Here is an 18754-nt window from a genome sequence, read left to right as displayed (position 1 = left end):
ATCAGTAATTTGAGTTAGTCACTAATTCTAATAATTCCGTAAAAACTGGTGTTAAGTTCAACACGCTTTACATTTTTAACCTATACCCTATACAAATGTCTAAGAATCACAAATTAGAGCACCCCAGAGACCAGATTACAAGAATTATCAGTAGAATTTACAAAAGGGGAATGACCACTACTTCTGGTGGTAACATTTCTATTATAGATGATAATGGTGATATATGGGTTACACCTTCAGCCATTGACAAAGGATCATTAAGAGCCTCTGATATTATCTGTGTAAAAAAAGATGGCTCTATAGTTGGCAAGCACAAGCCTTCATCAGAGTTTCCATTCCACAAAGCTATTTATGAAGCAAGACCCGATATAAAATCGGTAATACATGCGCACCCCCCTGCCCTAGTATCATTCAGTATTGTTCGCCAAATACCGAATACCAATATTATTTCGCAAGCCAGACACATATGCGGCCCAATAGGTTACGCCAAATATGAATTGCCTGGTAGTGATAAACTAGGTGAAGTTATTGCTGAGGAGTTTAAAAAAGGCTTTAAAGCGGTAATTATGGAAAATCATGGCACAGTATTGGGCGGAAGCGATTTAACTGATGCTTTTGAGCGGTTTGAGATGTTGGAATTCTGTGCCCGAACTATTTTGTACGGTTCTCAAATAGGTACGCCAAATTATTTAACCGACGACCAAATAAGCAATTTTGAAAAACAGGCGGCACACATGCTTCCAGAAATGGAAGAAACAATCCACTTACCGGAAGAAGTTGAAAAACGCTTACAAATATGTAACATCGTTAAACGATCTTGCGAACAAGGCTTGATGATCAGTTCATACGGCACAGTTTCTATGCGTCTTGAAAACAACGACTTTTTGATTACACCTACAGATGTTAGCCGATGGGACATGAACCTTGAAGATATCGTTCAAATAAAAGACGGTAAAAGAGAAAAAGGAAAGATACCCAGTAGAGCGACTTGGATACATCAAGAAATTTATAAAAACAATCCTGGTGTCAATTCTATAATCATGACGCAATCGCCATACTTAATGGCGTTTGGTGTGACTAAATCATATTTGAACGTTCGTACTATTCCCGAAAGTTGGATTTTTCTCCAAGATATTCCATCGGTAAAATATGGCACGCACTTTAAGTTTAACAACAACTCAGAAATTGTTGAAAATTGTACTACCGCTTTAATTATTGAAAACGATTCGGTTATTATTACTGGCGATAAATTATTACAAACTTTTGATTATCTTGAGGTCGCAGAATTTAGTGCGAAATCTATAGTTTTAGGAGCTTCATTAGGAGAAATGGTTCCAATAAACGATAACCAAGTAGAAGAATTAAGACAAAAGTTTTTAACATAAACATAATTTACTAACAACTAAACAAACTAAAATCTAACTAACATATGGCATTATCCCACATAGAAGAAGAAGTAATTGAAGACATAGCAGGCGGAGAATTTGAAAGAACTCCTGTACCTAAATCGAATTTAAAAGGTTGGAAAAGTTTTTTGGGTATGTATGCTGGAGAGCATGCAGCTGGTACCGAATTTATGATTGGTCCATTATTTTTAACCGCTGGCGTAAGTGCCTTCGATTTATTGGTTGGCCTTTTGCTCGGTAACTTATTGGCCGTTTTATCCTGGCGGTTTTTAACTGCCGAAATCGCTGTAAAAAATAGGCTTACACTATACTTTCAACTAGAAAAAATAAGTGGAAAAAGTTTAGTTACAGCTTACAACTTAGCTAACGGTATACTCTTTTGCTTTTTAGCGGGATCTATGATTACGGTATCGGCCACAGCCGTTGGTATTCCATTCGATATGCCTATGCCAAAATTAGACGATACCATGCCAAATGGTATGACATGGATTGTTATTGTTATTCTAATCGGCGCAGTGATTTCTATCATAGCCGCCCGTGGTTACGATACGGTTTCAAAGGCTGCCAATTGGATGTCGCCCGTTATAGTATTGGCTTTTGTAGCTTGTGGCATTGTTGCTTTGAGTCAATTGGGTGTTTCAAGTTTTTCAGATTTTTGGGATATTTGGGGCGAAGGTGGCGAGCCTTTCCCAGGACAAATAAAATATACGTTTTGGCATGTTATGATATGGTCGTGGTTTGCCAACAGCGCCATGCATATTGGTATGTCTGATTTGTCTGTATTTAGGTTTGCAAAAAAAGCGAGTTCAGGATGGACTACAGCTGCTGGAATGTATGTTGGCCATTATATGGCTTGGATTGCAGCCTGTTTATTATACGCAGTTTATTTAAAAACACCGGAAGCCCAAGCTTTTTTAACAAACGGCGAAGCACCTCCTGTAGCCCCAGGACCTTTAGCAAATAATGCCATCGGTATTTTTGGAATTATTGCTGTGGTTTTAGCTGGCTGGACAACAGCCAACCCAACAATTTACAGAGCTGGTTTAGCATTTCAGGCCATTTTACCTAAACTATCAACCGCTAAGGTTACTATTTTAGCAGGAACCATTGCGACCATTGCTGGTTTGTTTCCTGCATTTGCCATGAAACTTTTAGGTTTTGTAGCGCTGTACGGTTTTATTTTAGCCCCGGTTGGTGCTATTATAGTTTTTGAGCATTTCTTTCACAAAAAATTCGGTATTGTGAAAAATTATGCTGAAAAAGCTAATATTAAATTTAATAAATCTGTGCTTTGGGCCTGGGCCATTAGTTTTGGTATTTTCTACTTTATATCGGTACAATTTGATGTGTTTTTATCGTTTGTAACCCTACCGGCTTGGTTGCTTTGCGGTATATTATTTTTAATATTCAGTAAGCAGTTTCAAAAGAAAAACAACTAAAATGATTAATATATCAAAAAAAGCTTCCGTTAAAAATGGAAGCTTTTTTTATTTCTATCATACATGAACTTAAAGTTAAATTAGTTATTAATAGTACTGCTATTTCTTAATTATCCTAACCATCACTTTCTTTTCTTCCATAATCCTCAAGAAATAAACACCATTTGGTTTATTTGAAATATCAAGTGTTAATCTATTTTGAATATTGCTATGTTTTTCAGAATAAATCAAAGCACCGTTGATGCTATACAGGTCTGTTACAATTTCAGTTATCTCTGGAGGTAGGGTTATATTGAAAACACCTTTTGTTGGATTTGGGAAAATATGATAAGTAAATTTCTTTTTGTTTTTACTATCATTATTTAAAACAACATTTACATCACCTTCCAAGCTAATATAATCGTACATAAGGTGACTATTTCCTGAATTTGAAGGCATTAAAAAGGTTAATGTATTTTCTCCATCTACTTTGAATAAATGATTTGGAACTTCAAAGGTTTGAATACCGTACTTAGCACGATTAGATTGACGTAGCCAAGCGTTTCCACCAGAAGGCGTTTCAGGATATCCTTGATATATGCTAGTACCATTAAAATCTATCCAAAATTGTGCATGGTCTGCACTGGCAAAAGCTACAGTTAATTTAGAGGAACCACTTGGAGGCAGGCCCTTTGTTTTAAAATTAAAGTTCCAGTGCCAACGGTTCCAACTTCCATCAGACATTTTAATGTATTTAGTATGCACATAGGGAATCACTTCAGACCAATTTTTATCTGAAATATTGTATTCTATGGGATTAGGAAAAGTATTTTCAAATTTTTCTTCTACAAACCCTTCACAATACTCAAAATCACCAAGTTTAAATTCAGCTGCAGTTCTATTTGGGATACCGATTTCCCAAAGCAATTTTCCACTATCACGAGGAATAGTCCAATTTAGGTTTCCAATGTTGGTTGTGTTACTGGCTAACACTTCTACATTTTCCATTCTAAAATCACTAATTGCGCCGCTTTTAAAAGCAAATAAGGTATAAGTTCCTGGACGCACATGTTTGATGTTAAAATCACCATTCATATCAGTTTTGGCCCAATATTGGTAACTCTTGCTTTCAAATTGCCAATCGCCACCAGAAGCTGGGTTTAATTGGGTTACCCCAATCCATGCATTACTTCCATCTAAATTGGGCTTTTCAGAATCTGTTATTGAAAAATTTCCTGTTATATTACCACGGCCGTCGGCCCGAGGATATTCTGGAGTGTTTGTTAACCAAGCATATGGCCATTTAGAACTTTCTTGATCAGCCCTTAACTTAGCATCTTGCCAATTGTTATCACCTGTATCTTTTAAGGAAGTATAGATTAAATACGGACCGTAAATTTTAGACCACCTTTCACCTTGTGGTATCGTAAACCCTTTGGAGTTATAATGCACCTGATTAAATAACACATGAATAATACCGGCTGCCGCATTTAATTCATGACTTGTTGGACCTTGCGGGAAGTATTCATGATTCCCAAAAACAGCCCATGTCCCTATATGGTTAACATCACTGGCATGCCCCCAAACTGGGAGTTCGTAATAATTCTCAGAATATTGGTATTTACCATCATATTTACCCGCTCTTACACCTGTATTTAGCTTAACTATTTCCTTTATTGCAGTAGATGATGCGTTTTGATAATCGTATACAGAAGGCATTTGCCAACTTTTTTGTTCAGTAACATAGATTTTTTCAGCTAAATAATCGGTGCCATCATTCGCAATCCATAATACATGTCGCCATATCCCTAAGTCGAAATCTGGATATTCAGGTAAGTGATCTAAAATATTGTAAGAGTAAAGTGCAGTGTCATCTTTTTTAAGTACAAAATGCACATCAACATCAATGGTTGGTTCTAAATTATCTTCAGAATATTTTCTTTTAAAAGAAACATCTATAAAGTCGTCACTTTCTGCTTTTATTGAAAACTTACAATTTGAGAGCCTTGTATAGCCGTATGGACCATTGAAACTAAAGTAAGCTCCTACCCTATCGTTGTGGCTGTAATTGGTTTGTGCCAATGTTTCAACTCCATTAACTTTCAAAGACATAATATTAGCTGTAAACTTGTCAATAGTAGCTTGCAAAATACCATTATCTAAAACCACATAAGTGCCATATTCTTTGAGTAAACGATTAGGGTCTTGGCTAATAGAAACTATCGTTTTACTTCCGTCGAAACTCACATCTAAACTATCACCATCAGGTTTGGTGATTTTACCATCCAAAATATAATTGTTTAACACAGCGGTATGATCGCCATTGACGATTAGAGCTCCTACATCAGAAATATGGATAGTACCATTGGTTCCTATTAACACGCCATTTGCTACATCTACAATACCACCCGAAACATTTAAAGTTCCAGTTGCATTATTATTGTTACCTACGTGAAGATAGGTTCCTGCATATAATGTACCTCCTAAAATATTGGCTTCAGCGTTTCCGTTAAGAGCATAACCAATATAAAACTCATTCTTACTGTGTATGGCTCCACCGTTTAAATTTAGTGTGGCATTATAAGCATTTCCTAAATATACAGCACTTCTAATATTTAAATCTGCTGGAGCATTTAGTGTTATGTTTCCTTTTAAATAACTGCTATTCCATGGTAATAATATACCGTTGAACGTGGCATCTGCTACCTCATTTAAATCTGAATAAATATTCAAAGTACCAGGACGGTAATTTATGTCTCCAGAGTTACCTCCGGTCTGAATAGGGTTATATGGGTTACCGGCAACTATAATTAGAGAAGCGTCTTGTATATTAGAAAAATCTATTGATGGATCACTCCAGTTGTCTGGATTGTAAAAATCTGAATTCACATCGCCTTCCCAGACAATGGTCTGTGCGTATGAATTCCCTATAAAGGTTAGAAGAAAAAATACAAGTGTGACAAAAAAACGTATTATAGAAATTTGTGTTTTCAAAGCTTTAATTTGATTAAAAAAATAAGGGTGCGTAAAATACGCACCCTTATAATTTAACTTGAATGTTGTTAATTTACAACATTTACTTATTATTTAACTAATAACTTAACAGCTTTAGTTCCTTCTAAAGTTTTAACTGTTGCGATCCAAAGACCAGAGTTAAAACTAAAGTTAGTATCAGTATTGGTTTTAATAGTTTTCACTAAAGCACCTGTCATACTGTAGATATTAACTTCAGTAGAAGATTTTACGTCAGAAACATAAATTCTGCTTCCAATAGCTCTTACGTTAGATGATACATTAGAAAACGCTCCTGCTTTATCAATGCCAAGTGTAAAATCTGGATTAGCTACTAATGAGCTAGGAACTGGTTCTCCAGCAAGCATATATGCTGCATTTCTCCAGATAGTTAATGCTTCAGGAGAAATGTTAGCTCCATCACCTCTAATAATGGCTCCATAATTAAAGGCAAAAGCAACCATATCCGCCTTAGTTAAATCAGCAGCGTCAGTACCTAGTTGTGTTCCTTCAGGAATACTGTTTATTATAATAGAAGTATCAGGAGAAGTAGTAACATCAGCAACCGTAGCAAGGTTTGTACCCGTAACGCTTATTTCAAGGTTATTCAATACGTCAATAGCGTTCGACCCAGCTGCACCTGTATTATCGGCCAACTCGTTGTAAAGGATAACATCATTCCCTCCTGAAAAATCAATTCCATTGAACAACATGTTGGATTGATTACTTGGATCAATAGAAACTTTAGTTTCTGCAGAAAGCTCAACAATAGCACCAGCTGAAGAAATCGCTTTACCATCTCTTAAAGCCCATGATTTATTCATTATAAAAGGAATTGTAAGATTTTTAGGAGCTAAAGGTCCAGTCCAAATACCATCGCCAGAACCAAATGTTTCTTGAGCGATAACTAAATCATAACCTGTTAAGTCTAAACCAGTACCATCTGCATCAGTTTCAATTACGGTAACATTAAAATTATCGTCAGCTTGAAACATTCTGATAATAGGGTCGTTTGTAGAACTTGACGCACTTGCATCACTTGTAAAGCCAGCTTTTTGTACATAAGCTAAATCAATTACAGGAGCAACATAATCAGGATTCACATATAACTCATCCGGTGAAATCATACCAGTTAAATGGTAAGCTGCATTTCTCCAGATTGTTAACGCTTCAGATGAAAGGTTAGCACCATCGCCTAAGGCAATTGCACCGTAGTTCATAGAAAAAGCGATAACTGGAGCTCCTAATACATCCTCTGTGTTTTCTCCTAATTGAACTCCTGGACGTAATTCGTTGAATACTATAGCAGCACTTGGAGTAGTTACATCTGGAACTTGAGCATGCAAAGAACCTGAAGAACCACCAATAGTGTTGTTAACAATGTCTAGATCATTTAAGATTTGAAAACCAGTACTTCCACCAGGCGTTCCATCATCGTTTGCCAATTCAGCAAAAATTCTTACGGAATTTCCTTCAGAGAAATCAATACCACTAAATAACGGGTCAGATCTTCTTTCACCATGAGGCACATCAATTGAAGTTGCTGTTGACGCAACAATATTTGCATCTGTTTCTGTAATTCCAGCCTTGCCTGAATTCCAAGCATAAGTTTTATTGAAAATTGTTGGAATACTAATATTTTGAATAGCCGCTGAACCAGTACCACTAAAAATAGCACTACTAGAACCAAAAGTTTCTTGAACAATAGCTAAATCGTATCCAGAAAGATCAATATCGGCAGCTGGATCAACTATTACAGTAACGTTAAAGTTAGGGTCGGCTTGAAGCATTCTGATGATGGCATCGTTATCGACGGCAGAAGCACCAGCTCCCATTGTTTTAGACGCTGTTAAATAAGCAACTTCTTTTGCAGGAGCTCCAGCACTTGCTGTAATAGTTGTATTTGTAAAATCAAAAGCAGGAGCATCAAGGGTGTATCCAGGCGCAACCTTAATTTTACCATCTGCAACCCAGCCATCAACCAATCCTCTTTGGTCTCCTCCAAGTATAAGGCTACCATCACTAATTGTGATATGTCCAGCTCCTGAACGATCTGCACGCACGTCAAAATCATAAGCTCCATTAAGTTCTAATGACCCAGAAGTAATATTTACCGTTCCATAACCACTATAACCACCAAGTAAAATACCTTGTCCTGTAGAAGTATAGCGTCCTCCATTGATGTTTAGAGTAGCATCACCACCATCAGCTAAAATTAAATAGTTCTTAGAGTTAATAAGACCACCATTTACATTAATGGTTGTAGCGGGTCCTTGACCAAAACGTGCTTGATTTCTAATATTAACATCAGCACCTTCTTCAATGTTTAAATCACCACTAAAGAAGTTTCCTCCACCGGCCCACATGGCCAAAGGAGCAGCTATCGTAATAGGAACACCAGGTGTACCTGTCATATGGCTAACCGCGCCTTGCAAGAAATTGTTAGCAGGATCAACCGATCTTAACGAAACGCTTAAAGTTGGTGCGTTTGGTGCATCAGGATCAACTGATACATCATCTGATCCTTCTGGAATAATACCTAAATCCCAGTTAGCAGGGTTTGTAAAGTCTGTATCAGCAGCTCCAGTCCACATGATGGCATCACCTGGATCGTAGGAAACCACAAAAGTTTCGTCAGCACCTTCGTCATACTGCGCTCCAATTAATCTACTTGGTCTTGTTGTAATTTTACCTGCAGCTACATAATCGTTAACAACAGTTGTTTGATCTCCTGCAAGGTAAAGCGTACCTCCGTTAATATATAACTCACCAGTACCTGCTCCAGCCTCGTTAATAGCAAAACCTCCAGCAAGGTGTAATTCTCCTCCGGTTAGATTGATTTTACCGTTACCAGCATATCCACCTAAAATCAGACCATTAAGCGTTGAAGTTACCATACCACCCTGAATATTCAAAGTAGCATCACCACTTTCACCAATAATCAATTGGTTTTTCGAGTTTAACACAGTTCCTTCTTTAACCGTTATTGTTGCTGGGTTGTCCACAAGACCAAAACGCGATTGACCTCTAATATCGAGACTACCACCCGGGGTATCAGGAATACTGTCGAGTACCAAATTACCACCAAAATAGTTAGTCCTAGCGACCGTCATTAAACCCCATATGGTTAACGTTGAGTTAGAACCATTCAACAAGTTAACATTGTCATTAGCATTTCCTGCTTCAGATAGTGTTGTAATGTAGTGAGGCAAATTGGTGGCATCTGCACCGATGGTAACATCTGATGTTGCATCCGGAATTCCGTTAGGATCCCAGTTTGCTGGATTGACAAATACTGTGTCCACAGCTCCTGTCCATGTTACTGCATTTTGCGCGCTTAAAGTCCCCACAGTGAAGACTAAAACACAAAACGCAGCAAATTTACTTAGTAAAGTTGTTTTCATAATTTTAGTAAAGTTGTTTAATTAATTATTTTTTAACACTATGAATATATTAAATTTAATTGAAACCCCATAGCATTAAGATTTTCTAAATATAAAAATGAATACAAGGATTGCTATCCTGCACTTACCTGTAATTAATATTAAGTTGGATAAAATACATATTTTAGCGATGTATGGCTATTCTTTTAGTAGCTTTCGCAATAGCGAAGCAGGCACTTTAAAAATAGTGCCATGTCTGATGCCTTTTGGAAATTCAATTTTATCTGAAATATCTTCCCAATTTTTTAAGTTGGAAGATTGTACGGCACCGTATTGATGATTAGTGTATTTGTCGAAATACACAATCCATTTATCATCAATTTTAATGGCTGTTGGTCCTTCTGCCCAGTATTTTCCGGTAATGGGTGCACTGGCTTTACTGTATGGTCCTTCCAGGTTGTCACTAAACGCTACTTTTAAGTTCTTTTGAACCGGTTTTTTCGTTTCGTCTTTTAAGAACATCACGTATTTTTCATTACCGTATTTTTGAATGGTAGCATCTATTACGTTAAAGCCTGGTTCATAAAATAGCTTGGTAGGTGTGAAGGTTTTAAAATCTTTTGTTTTGGTGTAATACATGCGGTGGTTATAACCGGCGTCTTCTTCGATTTGAGTTTCCGGGAATTTTCCCGTAATGGTACTAGCCCAGTAAATAATGTATTCTTTGGTGTTTTCATTATATGTAATTTCTGGAGCCCAGGTATTTCTGGTGCCTTCTTCATGTGCCATAACCGGAATGAATTTCTGTTCAGACCAATGTATTAAATCTTTGGAGTTCGCGTACCCAATACCTTTATCGGTCCAGCTAACGGTCCAGACCATATGATAGAGCCCATCGTTACCTTTTATAATACAAGGGTCGCGCATGAGCTTATCTTTACCAACTTCTGGTTTTAAAAACGACTTGTCATCGTTTAACGCTTTCCATTTAAAGCCGTTTTTACTATAAGCTAAATGCAAACCATCTTCTCCATTTCCTTTAAAATAGGAAAACATATAAACTTCTTTTTCTGGAATAACATCATTGGCAACCAACCAATTTTCGCAAGCGTTTGGCCAGTTTAAATGAGTTCCAAATCGCCCTAAACCAAAGCCATGACCACCATTTTCATAAATATGCATTTCGGCAGGCACTTTATTTTCTTTTAGAGCCATATAGTAATTTATACTGTTTTCAACGGGTACAGAATAATCATCAGTTGCATGAATTAAAATAGTTGGAGGTGTATTGCCATTAACTTGTTTTTCATTTGAATATTTTTCAATGAGTTCTTCTGAAGGATTTTTACCAAGCAAATTTACTCTGGAACCGTTATGGGTAATACCTTCTTCCATAGAAATAACCGGATAGATAAGCATCGAGAAATCTGGTCGCGCACTAAAACCATCAGCTTTATAAACCTTGTCGTTATAATGCGTTGAAGCGGTCGACGCTAAATGGCCACCGGCCGAAAACCCGATAACACCAATTTTACTGGGGTCTAAATGCCATTTTTCAGCTTGTCTCCTTACGGTTCTAATGGCTTCCTGTACATCTTGAAGCGGACCAATGGTTTTGTTTTCCATGATACCATCATTTGGTAATCTATATTTCAAAACAAAAGCTGAAATACCAATAGAATTTAACCATTCAGCAATTTTATCGCCTTCTTTGATATGTGATAGCACACCATAACCACCACCGGGACACACAATAACTGCCGGATTTTTGGAGTTGTTATTATCAACTAAAAACGGCTTGATTGTTGGAATTGATACTTTACGTATCGCATTGGGGTCCCCATTTTTATCTAATCTGAATTCCTCTTTGTAATCTGTATTTGCTATGGCGCCAGGAATATTGTTCCAAAGCGGAATTTCGGTTTGACCATAGCTGTGGCTGAAAAGTGCTATGAAAAGTAAGGCGAAAAGCGTGTTAGTTTTGTTCATTTTGTGTGCTATAAAATTCTACTTCTACAATACGTAAATGACCTTTTTGGTCTGCTACGGTTTTGTCTTTATATAAATCGAGTTCTTTATTGGGATCTACTTCAACGATTTCATTAAATGCATCGTTTTCAGTTTGAGCACCAATGAGTTCAATGGTAATTTGTTGTGCTAAAACGGGTTTTAGAGGCAAAGTAACATAGCCTAAGCTTTGTGGCGTATTGCCTTTGTAAACAACAGTTTGGTCTGCTAAAATACGAATTGGATAGCTTTTAGAACGCCATCCGGTAAATTTAGCCACACATTGATTCACTATAGCAGGTTTAGCTAAGGTATACCTTATTTGCGCTGTACTCATTTTGCCATCGTTTCGCCATTCGGTCAATTCGTTATCATCATAGCTAAAGTAAGCTTCCTCAATATTCGATACCGTTTCGGCATGCTTAATATACAGTGGTTCTCTTTTTATGGTGTAAGAAGGCGTTTTAGGCGTTGGTCCTCTGCCTAAATAGCTTTCTAACCCCGAATCTGGTAATTGTGTTGAAAGTCCGTTAGTCGTTTCAAAAGGTACCGTTTCTAAGGTTATTTTTGCGGATTTTAATCCATGTGATGTCGCATTAATTTTAATCTTATCAGCATTGGAACCAGATCGAATCATAATGCGATTGATGCCATTTTCAACAGGTAAAGATTTGGATAGAATGTAATTATCAGGCCCTTGAGCAATACCTCCTAACCAAGTGGCATCACCTTGAATTGAAAAGTTTATAAGACTATTGTCAATAGGGCATCGGTTGCCTTCCCGGTCAATCACTTCAATATCAACCAGAGCAACATCGGCGGCATTTGCTTTGAAGCCTGACGGATTGGTGTGTGGTGTTAATTTTATAGCGTAAGGTTCACCGGCCGTTATTTTTTCAGCTTCACTAAGTTTATTGCCTTCGTTATCGTAGCTTATGGCTTTGATCGTGCCTTTTTCGAATTTAATATCTTCAAAAGTAAACAAAAACTGTTTGCTTTGTTTTCCGTAACCTTGAGATACGCCATTAATAAATAGTTCGACCTTGTTACCGGTAGATACGACATAGATGTTTTTAACCACTTTATCTGTGTAATTCCAATGGCCTAAAATATGGGAGCGGTGGTTTTCAATATCTACCCAGCCATCCCACATGACCTGATGGGCAAAAAAGCCATCTTTGGGGATACGCATCGGGTCCACCTCACCACTGGTTCTGTAATTCGATTCGCCTCTATGGTGGGTGTTGGTATCTGAAAATATAATATTTACTCCACCAGAACTCACACGATTTCCAGTGCCTGGACGTTCTCTAAAATAGTCAAACCATCGGGTAATGTCTTCAATGGCATGGGCATCCTGATTGTGGTTGTAATCGGTGGCTGGTTTCCCTCGGTATAAGGGGCCGTCGCCTTCTTTATGGTAAGGCGGTGTATATTCATCCCAATATTTTCGTAAGCCTTCATCTCTGGAGTATTCAGTAGCCCAAAGGGGTTTGCCTGCACTTTTGTTAATATAAAGCATTTCGCCACCGTATTCGGCTTCTCGACTGTCCAGCATTTCACGCGAACCAATAGCGCGACCACCATGAGGGTCGTAAGTGTTTCTTATGCTTTTCATTTCATGCATGTGAGGTTCGCTAATAACCTCGTTTCCGCATTCGTAAAAAATAATGCTAGGATTATTTCTGTTGTAAATAATAGCGTCACGCATCAAGTTTACCCGTTGTTTCCAGTGGTCGCCTTGCGAGTCTTTTTCGGCATCTCCTGCCGGCATAGCTTGCATCAATCCAACACGGTCGCAAGATTCAACATCCTGTTTCCACGGGGTCACGTGCATCCAGCGAACGGTATTTCCATTACCTTCAACAATCATACGGTTACTAAAATCACTCAACCATGCGGGAACAGACATACCAATGGCTGGCCATTCGTTACTTGTACGTTGTGCATAACCTTTTATTTGAATGACTCTATCGTTTAAAACGACTTCCCCTTGTCTAAATGCAGTTTTTCTAAAACCAGTTTTGGTGACGACCTTATCGGTAAGCTTGTCATCTATTTTTAAGAAGCTTTTTACCGTGTACAAATAACCATAGCCCCAACTCCAAAACTGTAAATCGTTAAGGAGCTTGTTTGTTTTTAAAGTTGTTGTATTCCCAGGTTTTACAGTTGAAGGTATAGAGGTAAATTCAGCGACTTTGGTGTTGTTATTATCAAAAATTTCAACGTGTAAAGCTACTGTTTTGTTATTATTGTCTTCATTTTTTATTTCGGCTTCAACATGAATATCCGCACTTTTATTGTTTATATCAATATCCTTAGCATACACGTAAACCCCTGTTGTTCCTAGATTGGAGTACAGCGGAAGGGTTTGATAGACTTTATCGGTAATATGTAAATACACGTTTTTAGGAATCCCGCCATAATTAGCGTTAAAATTGATGTTGTTCCAGCGGTAGGTGGCGTTAGTCACCGTTTCTCTGTATTTCCAGTCGTTATCTATACGCAAGGCAATGGTATTGTTGGCCGGGAAAGGTTTTACATACTCAGAAATATCAAATCCAAAAGCCATAACGCCATTTTCGTGCATCCCGATTTTTTCTCCGTTCACATAAATAGTTCCACCTTGGCGGATGCCTTCAAATTCAACAAACACTTTTTTATCGATGGTATGTTGAGGAAGTTTAAAAGATTTTCGGTACCAAACAATACCCGTGGTTAAATCTGCAATGTCTTTTAAAAAGGCTTCACGCTGGTTATAAGCGTATGGTAAAGTAACCTTTTTCCAGTTCGAATCATCGAAAGTTTCTTTTATGGACTCCTCATGATCACCAGTTTTAAATGTCCAATCGGAATTGAAATTGAATTTTGTACGATCAAAATCCTGAGCCAATAAGGTGCAAGAACAGGTTATTAGTATGGCGAATATGGTATTGATTCGCATTGGTCTCTTAGAGTTTAGTTTCACGTTCTAAATGATATGGGTTTTCAATAGTGTTGGTAGTATTCAAAATAAAATAATCAAGGACCAGACCAGCATCCAGCATATAAATTTTTAAGGTTTGCTTGCCTTTATTTTCAATAGGAACCTGAATTTGTTTTACAGCAGTATTGCTTAATACGTTTTGTTTCCAGGTTCGGCTTCTGCCTTCGGTTTTAAAGTCAATTATCTCAATAGGGTTATTGTTCCATTGCACAGCAACTCTAACACTACCATCGGTTGTTATTGGGTGTGTTGGAAGTGCATACAGACTCAAATTAGCATGAGTTGTCATGGTTTCTGTGTAAATATCATATTCTAAAATAGGTGCGTTTTTATAATCTGAAAATGAAGTTGCATTTAAAGGTCTTGCTTGTAGAGCATTTTCAGAGTGGCCCAAGCCCTTTAAAGGCTTCCAAAAGACTTTATTTTTGGCTTCGTTTTTACTGAAACTGTTGGCATACCAAACGGCTAACCCGTTTTTTTCGATAATGGTTTCTTTAGACAGATTAGTATAACTTTCTGAAACATTAATTTGAATATCTTTTTTGAAGTTTTTAGCTTCAATTGTGATGACATCTGAAGTCGCCTTTCCATGTTTAGCCCATGAATCCCAGTCGATTGAAATCAGAATTCGTTCTTCTAGTAATGAAGAATCACTGTTAAGATACCCAGATTGGCTTGAAACCTTAATCCATTCAGGGATATTTGTAAATGACCATTTGGTATGAGTATTAGATTTTAAGAAGATATCTATAAAATGTGTGGCTGAATTATTCACATAAAAGGTTGGCAGTTTACTTAAACCTTCTGTGGTTTTTAAAGTGTCTTCTATCGAAACACCCAAAATATCGTCTGATGTATATTCAGAAAGCATAATTTGAGGGTTTTGATACACCGGTAGATTTCGAGGTTTCATATGCATAATGCCGCGCCATTTTCCATCAGAGAGCGTATTGTATTTTTCAGTTAAAGCTACAATCTTGTCATAGGCCTGGTGAGATTGCGCTTTGTAATTTGATGCACTTTTTCTGTTTTCTTTAGCATATGCTAAAGCCTTATCTCGGTACAGGAATTTTTTATTCATGTTTGATGCGCCCTCAACGGGGTAGCTTACTAATTGAACAAAAGCTGATTTTAAATCTTCCGGAAGCTCTATTTCTATGGCTTTTACTTTTTTTTCAATATTATGATAGGCCGCAATACGGTTTTCAATTTCATCACCAAATGAAAATGTGTTATAATCCGAAGTATAAATTGGGGTTGTGGGTTCGGTTTGACTCCAGCCCATAAATTCCGGTTTACGTTCAAAAGCTAAGTGGTAATAGGTGTTTTTAATTCCAGCAATGGTTTTACCATAATCTTCCCCGAAAATGTTAGTAAAAAAGTCTTGCTGATGCTGGGTAACCGCATCAATGTCTTCAAAATTTGAGGCATCGTAAGCCATGTCCAAAAATAACTGTGTGTTGTATTCGGCAGGTTTTATATCGCCAACATTTAAAATCCAGATGGATTTGTTTTTTAGCGTGTAGGCTTTCATCATTTCTTCCCAAATGAGGTACGGACTCGTAGTGTTCAACCATAAATAATCGTGCGGTCTGCCCCAGTAAGACACATGGTAATATACACCAGCACCTCCCGAACGTTGTTGCTCTTCGGTATTGCTAAGCGCACGAATGTAGCCGTAGTTATCGTCAGTCCATACTAAGGTAATATCATCAGGGACTTCTAATCCATTTTTATATAAATCTAACACTTCTTTATATACGGTAAAGGCCTGTGGTACTTTGGTAGGGTCGTTATTAATGTGTTTTTTTATAAGTCCTCTTTGATCTTTAATAATGCCGTCTAAAAGTTGTACAGCTTCATCTTTACCTTTCACGCCTTCCATACCACTATCATGAACTCCACGCATGCCCATCGTATAAATAGCATCGATATTTTGCGCCTGTTTAACCCGGGTTTCCCAGTAATGATAAACTTGGTCTTTATTAGTTTTGTAATTAAAAGCTCCGAATTTCTTTTTATTCCATTCATCAACATTGTTTCTTAGCATAGGTTCTGCATGAGATGAGCCTATAACAATGTTATAAATATTGGCCATTTTAACATTGCCCAGATAATGAAAAAAGGCTTTGGTACTGGGGTGCATGGCTGGCCAAATGGCGTTGGCATTTAAACGGAGTAGGAGCTCGAAAATTTTGGAGTAGGTTTTCGGGCCTATGTCCCCCGTTTCGGATTCAAAAGTTTTAGCTGCCCAGGGTTGGAGGCCCCAGTCTTCGTCGTTTAAAAAGATGCCGCGATACCTTACCGATGGAGCTTTACTAAAATAATCTTTCTGATGTAAAATAAGTTCGTTTTGCTTTTTTATAGGAACATCGGCCCACCAGTACCACGGATTTACACCTAATTGTTTTGAAATATTAAACACACCATAGGCTGTTCCACGTGGATTGGTTCCAGCTATAATAAAGGCTTTTTTTATATGCTTTGTAGGGTTTTGTGTAGTTTTGTAAAGGAAACTTTCCCATTGGTTTTTAAAAACAGAGCTGTAATCGTTTTGGGATAGAAATTGATTGACTAATTCGGAATCAAGTTCTCCGATGACAATAACAGAACCTTTAACCTTTTTAAAGTCGGTTATCACTTCTGGTCTGTAATTGGTGATTTTATAGATATCCTCTGAAAGTAAATGGGCCGCAATAGAATCTAGAGCAGCGGCATCCTTATCATATAAGATAGCGGTTTGGTGTTTTGAGGTATAAATTTCAAATTTATTAGAAGCCTGATAGCTACAGTTAACAGGAAATCCCAATACCGTAAAAAAAAGGCATACCAGAACAATAAATATATTTTGTTTTGGATTCTTCATTATTCGGACTCCCTTATTAGGATAACATCGTCTATCTGGCAACTAGAATGGGCTTTGGCATCGGCATAAAATCCTATTTCTATTTTACCATTTTTTACTGGTATATTTCTTAGGGAGATTGTACTCCAGTTTCCAACCGTATCATCTATGGATTTGTTATTTTTAATTCCACCACTTTCGGCATACATTTCTAGTTTATTAAAACCTCCTTGACTTCTAATTTTTGCCGATAAGTGATATGTGCCATCCGGTAATGTAACATACGGACTAGACTCAATAATCTGATAAACTTTTCTTTTAAAATCTATACTGTCTGAAATATTTAAGCTTTTTTCTCCAATAACATATTTACGGTCTGACTCTGTATTAAAATGGTTTAAAACAGGCGAACTATCATCTTCTATCACAATAACATTACCCTGAAGTACTTGAGAATGCCATGCCAATAATTGTTCTTTAATTGGTTTAACGGGACTTGGGATATGCCTACGGTCTGCTTCAAAACTGGGGTTTTTCACGTAATTATTATCGTTAGAAACAGTCCATTCGCCTGTAGTTTCGTTGAGCTTCCAAGCATTTAAGGAGTTAAAATATGGCATTTCATCATCAAACGATAAGGGACACCATTGGTTGTAACCTAAACCATTTCCAGCAAAATCAGCCCATCGGTCGCCACAAAAAATAACTGTTTCTTGTTTTGAACCTTTTACATTGACGAAAAATCCTGTTTGCGTAATATGTGAATAATCATCCATACTTCCCGGAGTAATCAACATTTTATTGGTTGGGGTATAAGGTCCTCTAATGTCATCAGCGACCAGATAATAAGCATACGATGAATCCCATCCGTATAAGTTTGAAGCGTACAGATAATACTTTCCTCGATATTTAAACATGCAATTGCCTTCGCGTCCTTTTCCTCTAAAAACTTGTGTACAATCTAAAAGATTTACCATGCCGTCTTTCACACCAATTTCAGAGATATAAATCTTGTTGCGACCTCTGCCATAGGAATATACTAAATAGGATTTTCCGGTATCGTAGTCGGTAAACACGGTTTGGTCGCCTGTATTAGGGGTTCCAATTCTATCGGTCATGTCCAAGCGGTTGTGCTTTTTAAAATTTCCGACAGGTGAATCAGAAAGCGCTATTAAAACACTGTTATTATGTTGAATAAACAAGGCATATTGTTTCAATTCAGGTACATGAACTACGCCCATACGGCCTAACCACCCGGTACGTCCTTGGTTTTCGACTTCTTCTTTTACAAGCACGTTATTCTCAAACGTCCAATTCACCAAATCGGTTGAACTGTAACAGCTTACCGCAACAAAATGATTTCTTTCGTGTGTTATGGCTGGGTTTTCCCGGTATAATTCGGCTTCTTCATAATGCACACCGTACCAATAGTATTTTTCTTTTCCGGTAAATGGGTCGTTAAATTTAAAAATACCTCCTCCTTGACTATAGATAGGTTTGCCATCAACGGTATTCCAAAATTGGTCGTTTTTAATCTTATTGAGTTGAGCAAAAAGTGAACAGTTTACCGAAACTAACAACAAAACAACTGAAAAGCCTGATAGTATTGTTTTTCTCTTAATCATTATAAATTTCTTATTCTATAGCAACAATAAAAATTAAGCATTATTGTTTTAAACCAATGTGCTTTATATTAT

8 protein-coding genes are annotated in these 18754 nt (G+C 37.3%); 2 read left to right on the top strand and 6 right to left on the bottom strand.

The window, feature by feature from the left end:
- Positions 1 to 95: 95 nt before the first annotated feature.
- Complete coding sequence (locus tag GSB9_00409) at positions 96 to 1385, top strand: class II aldolase/adducin family protein (GenBank protein UKM63863.1); 1290 nt, start codon at positions 96 to 98, stop codon at positions 1383 to 1385.
- Between the two features lie 44 nt (positions 1386 to 1429).
- The gene (locus GSB9_00408) at positions 1430 to 2845 is read left to right on the top strand and encodes a hypothetical protein (GenBank protein UKM63862.1); all 1416 of its coding nucleotides are present in this window, start codon (positions 1430 to 1432) and stop codon (positions 2843 to 2845) included.
- A 99-nt stretch (positions 2846 to 2944) separates the two neighbouring features.
- Here GSB9_00408 and GSB9_00407 read toward each other — a convergent pair whose 3' ends face one another.
- The 6 genes from GSB9_00407 to GSB9_00402 form a co-directional block, all read right to left on the bottom strand.
- The gene (locus tag GSB9_00407; GenBank protein ID UKM63861.1) at positions 2945 to 5818 is read right to left on the bottom strand and encodes a polysaccharide lyase family protein; all 2874 of its coding nucleotides are present in this window, start codon (positions 5816 to 5818) and stop codon (positions 2945 to 2947) included.
- Positions 5819 to 5907: 89 nt separating this feature from the next.
- On the bottom strand, positions 5908 to 9240 hold the full coding sequence (locus GSB9_00406) for a hypothetical protein (GenBank protein UKM63860.1): 3333 nt from the start codon (positions 9238 to 9240) through the stop codon (positions 5908 to 5910).
- A gap of 177 nt (positions 9241 to 9417) precedes the next feature.
- Positions 9418 to 11208 carry a prolyl oligopeptidase family serine peptidase gene (locus GSB9_00405; GenBank protein ID UKM63859.1) on the bottom strand — a complete coding sequence of 597 codons (1791 nt, stop codon included), beginning with the start codon at positions 11206 to 11208 and terminating at the stop codon, positions 9418 to 9420.
- The gene (locus GSB9_00404) at positions 11195 to 14170 is read right to left on the bottom strand and encodes a DUF4982 domain-containing protein (GenBank protein UKM63858.1); all 2976 of its coding nucleotides are present in this window, start codon (positions 14168 to 14170) and stop codon (positions 11195 to 11197) included. Before GSB9_00404 ends, GSB9_00405 begins: the two co-directional genes overlap by 14 nt.
- Positions 14171 to 14177: 7 nt before the next feature.
- Positions 14178 to 17078, bottom strand: coding sequence for a glycosyl hydrolase 115 family protein (locus GSB9_00403; protein ID UKM63857.1), 2901 nt, complete (start codon positions 17076 to 17078; stop codon positions 14178 to 14180).
- Positions 17078 to 18682 (bottom strand): family 43 glycosylhydrolase, encoded by a 1605-nt coding sequence (locus GSB9_00402; GenBank protein UKM63856.1) that lies wholly within the window; start codon positions 18680 to 18682, stop codon positions 17078 to 17080. The genes GSB9_00403 and GSB9_00402 overlap by 1 nt, the downstream gene beginning before the upstream one ends.
- Between the last annotated feature and the right edge of the window lie 72 nt (positions 18683 to 18754).

This window comes from Flavobacteriaceae bacterium GSB9 (assembly GCA_022749295.1).
GTDB lineage: Bacteria > Bacteroidota > Bacteroidia > Flavobacteriales > Flavobacteriaceae > Flavisericum.
The sequence above is the reverse complement of the archived record's forward strand: the minus strand, read 5'-3'. Positions and strand labels throughout refer to the sequence as shown.

Bases quoted from the DNA above. Each gene is read 5' to 3' on its own strand.
- GSB9_00404 (UKM63858.1), bottom strand. From the start codon at position 14,170: ATGCGAATCAATACCATATTCGCCATACTAATAACCTGTTCTTGCACC.
- GSB9_00403 (UKM63857.1), bottom strand. From the start codon at position 17,078: ATGAAGAATCCAAAACAAAATATATTTATTGTTCTGGTATGCCTTTTT.
- GSB9_00409 (UKM63863.1), top strand. From the start codon at position 96: ATGTCTAAGAATCACAAATTAGAGCACCCCAGAGACCAGATTACAAGA.
- GSB9_00405 (UKM63859.1), bottom strand. From the start codon at position 11,208: ATGAACAAAACTAACACGCTTTTCGCCTTACTTTTCATAGCACTTTTC.
- GSB9_00406 (UKM63860.1), bottom strand. From the start codon at position 9,240: ATGAAAACAACTTTACTAAGTAAATTTGCTGCGTTTTGTGTTTTAGTC.
- GSB9_00402 (UKM63856.1), bottom strand. From the start codon at position 18,682: ATGATTAAGAGAAAAACAATACTATCAGGCTTTTCAGTTGTTTTGTTG.
- GSB9_00408 (UKM63862.1), top strand. From the start codon at position 1,430: ATGGCATTATCCCACATAGAAGAAGAAGTAATTGAAGACATAGCAGGC.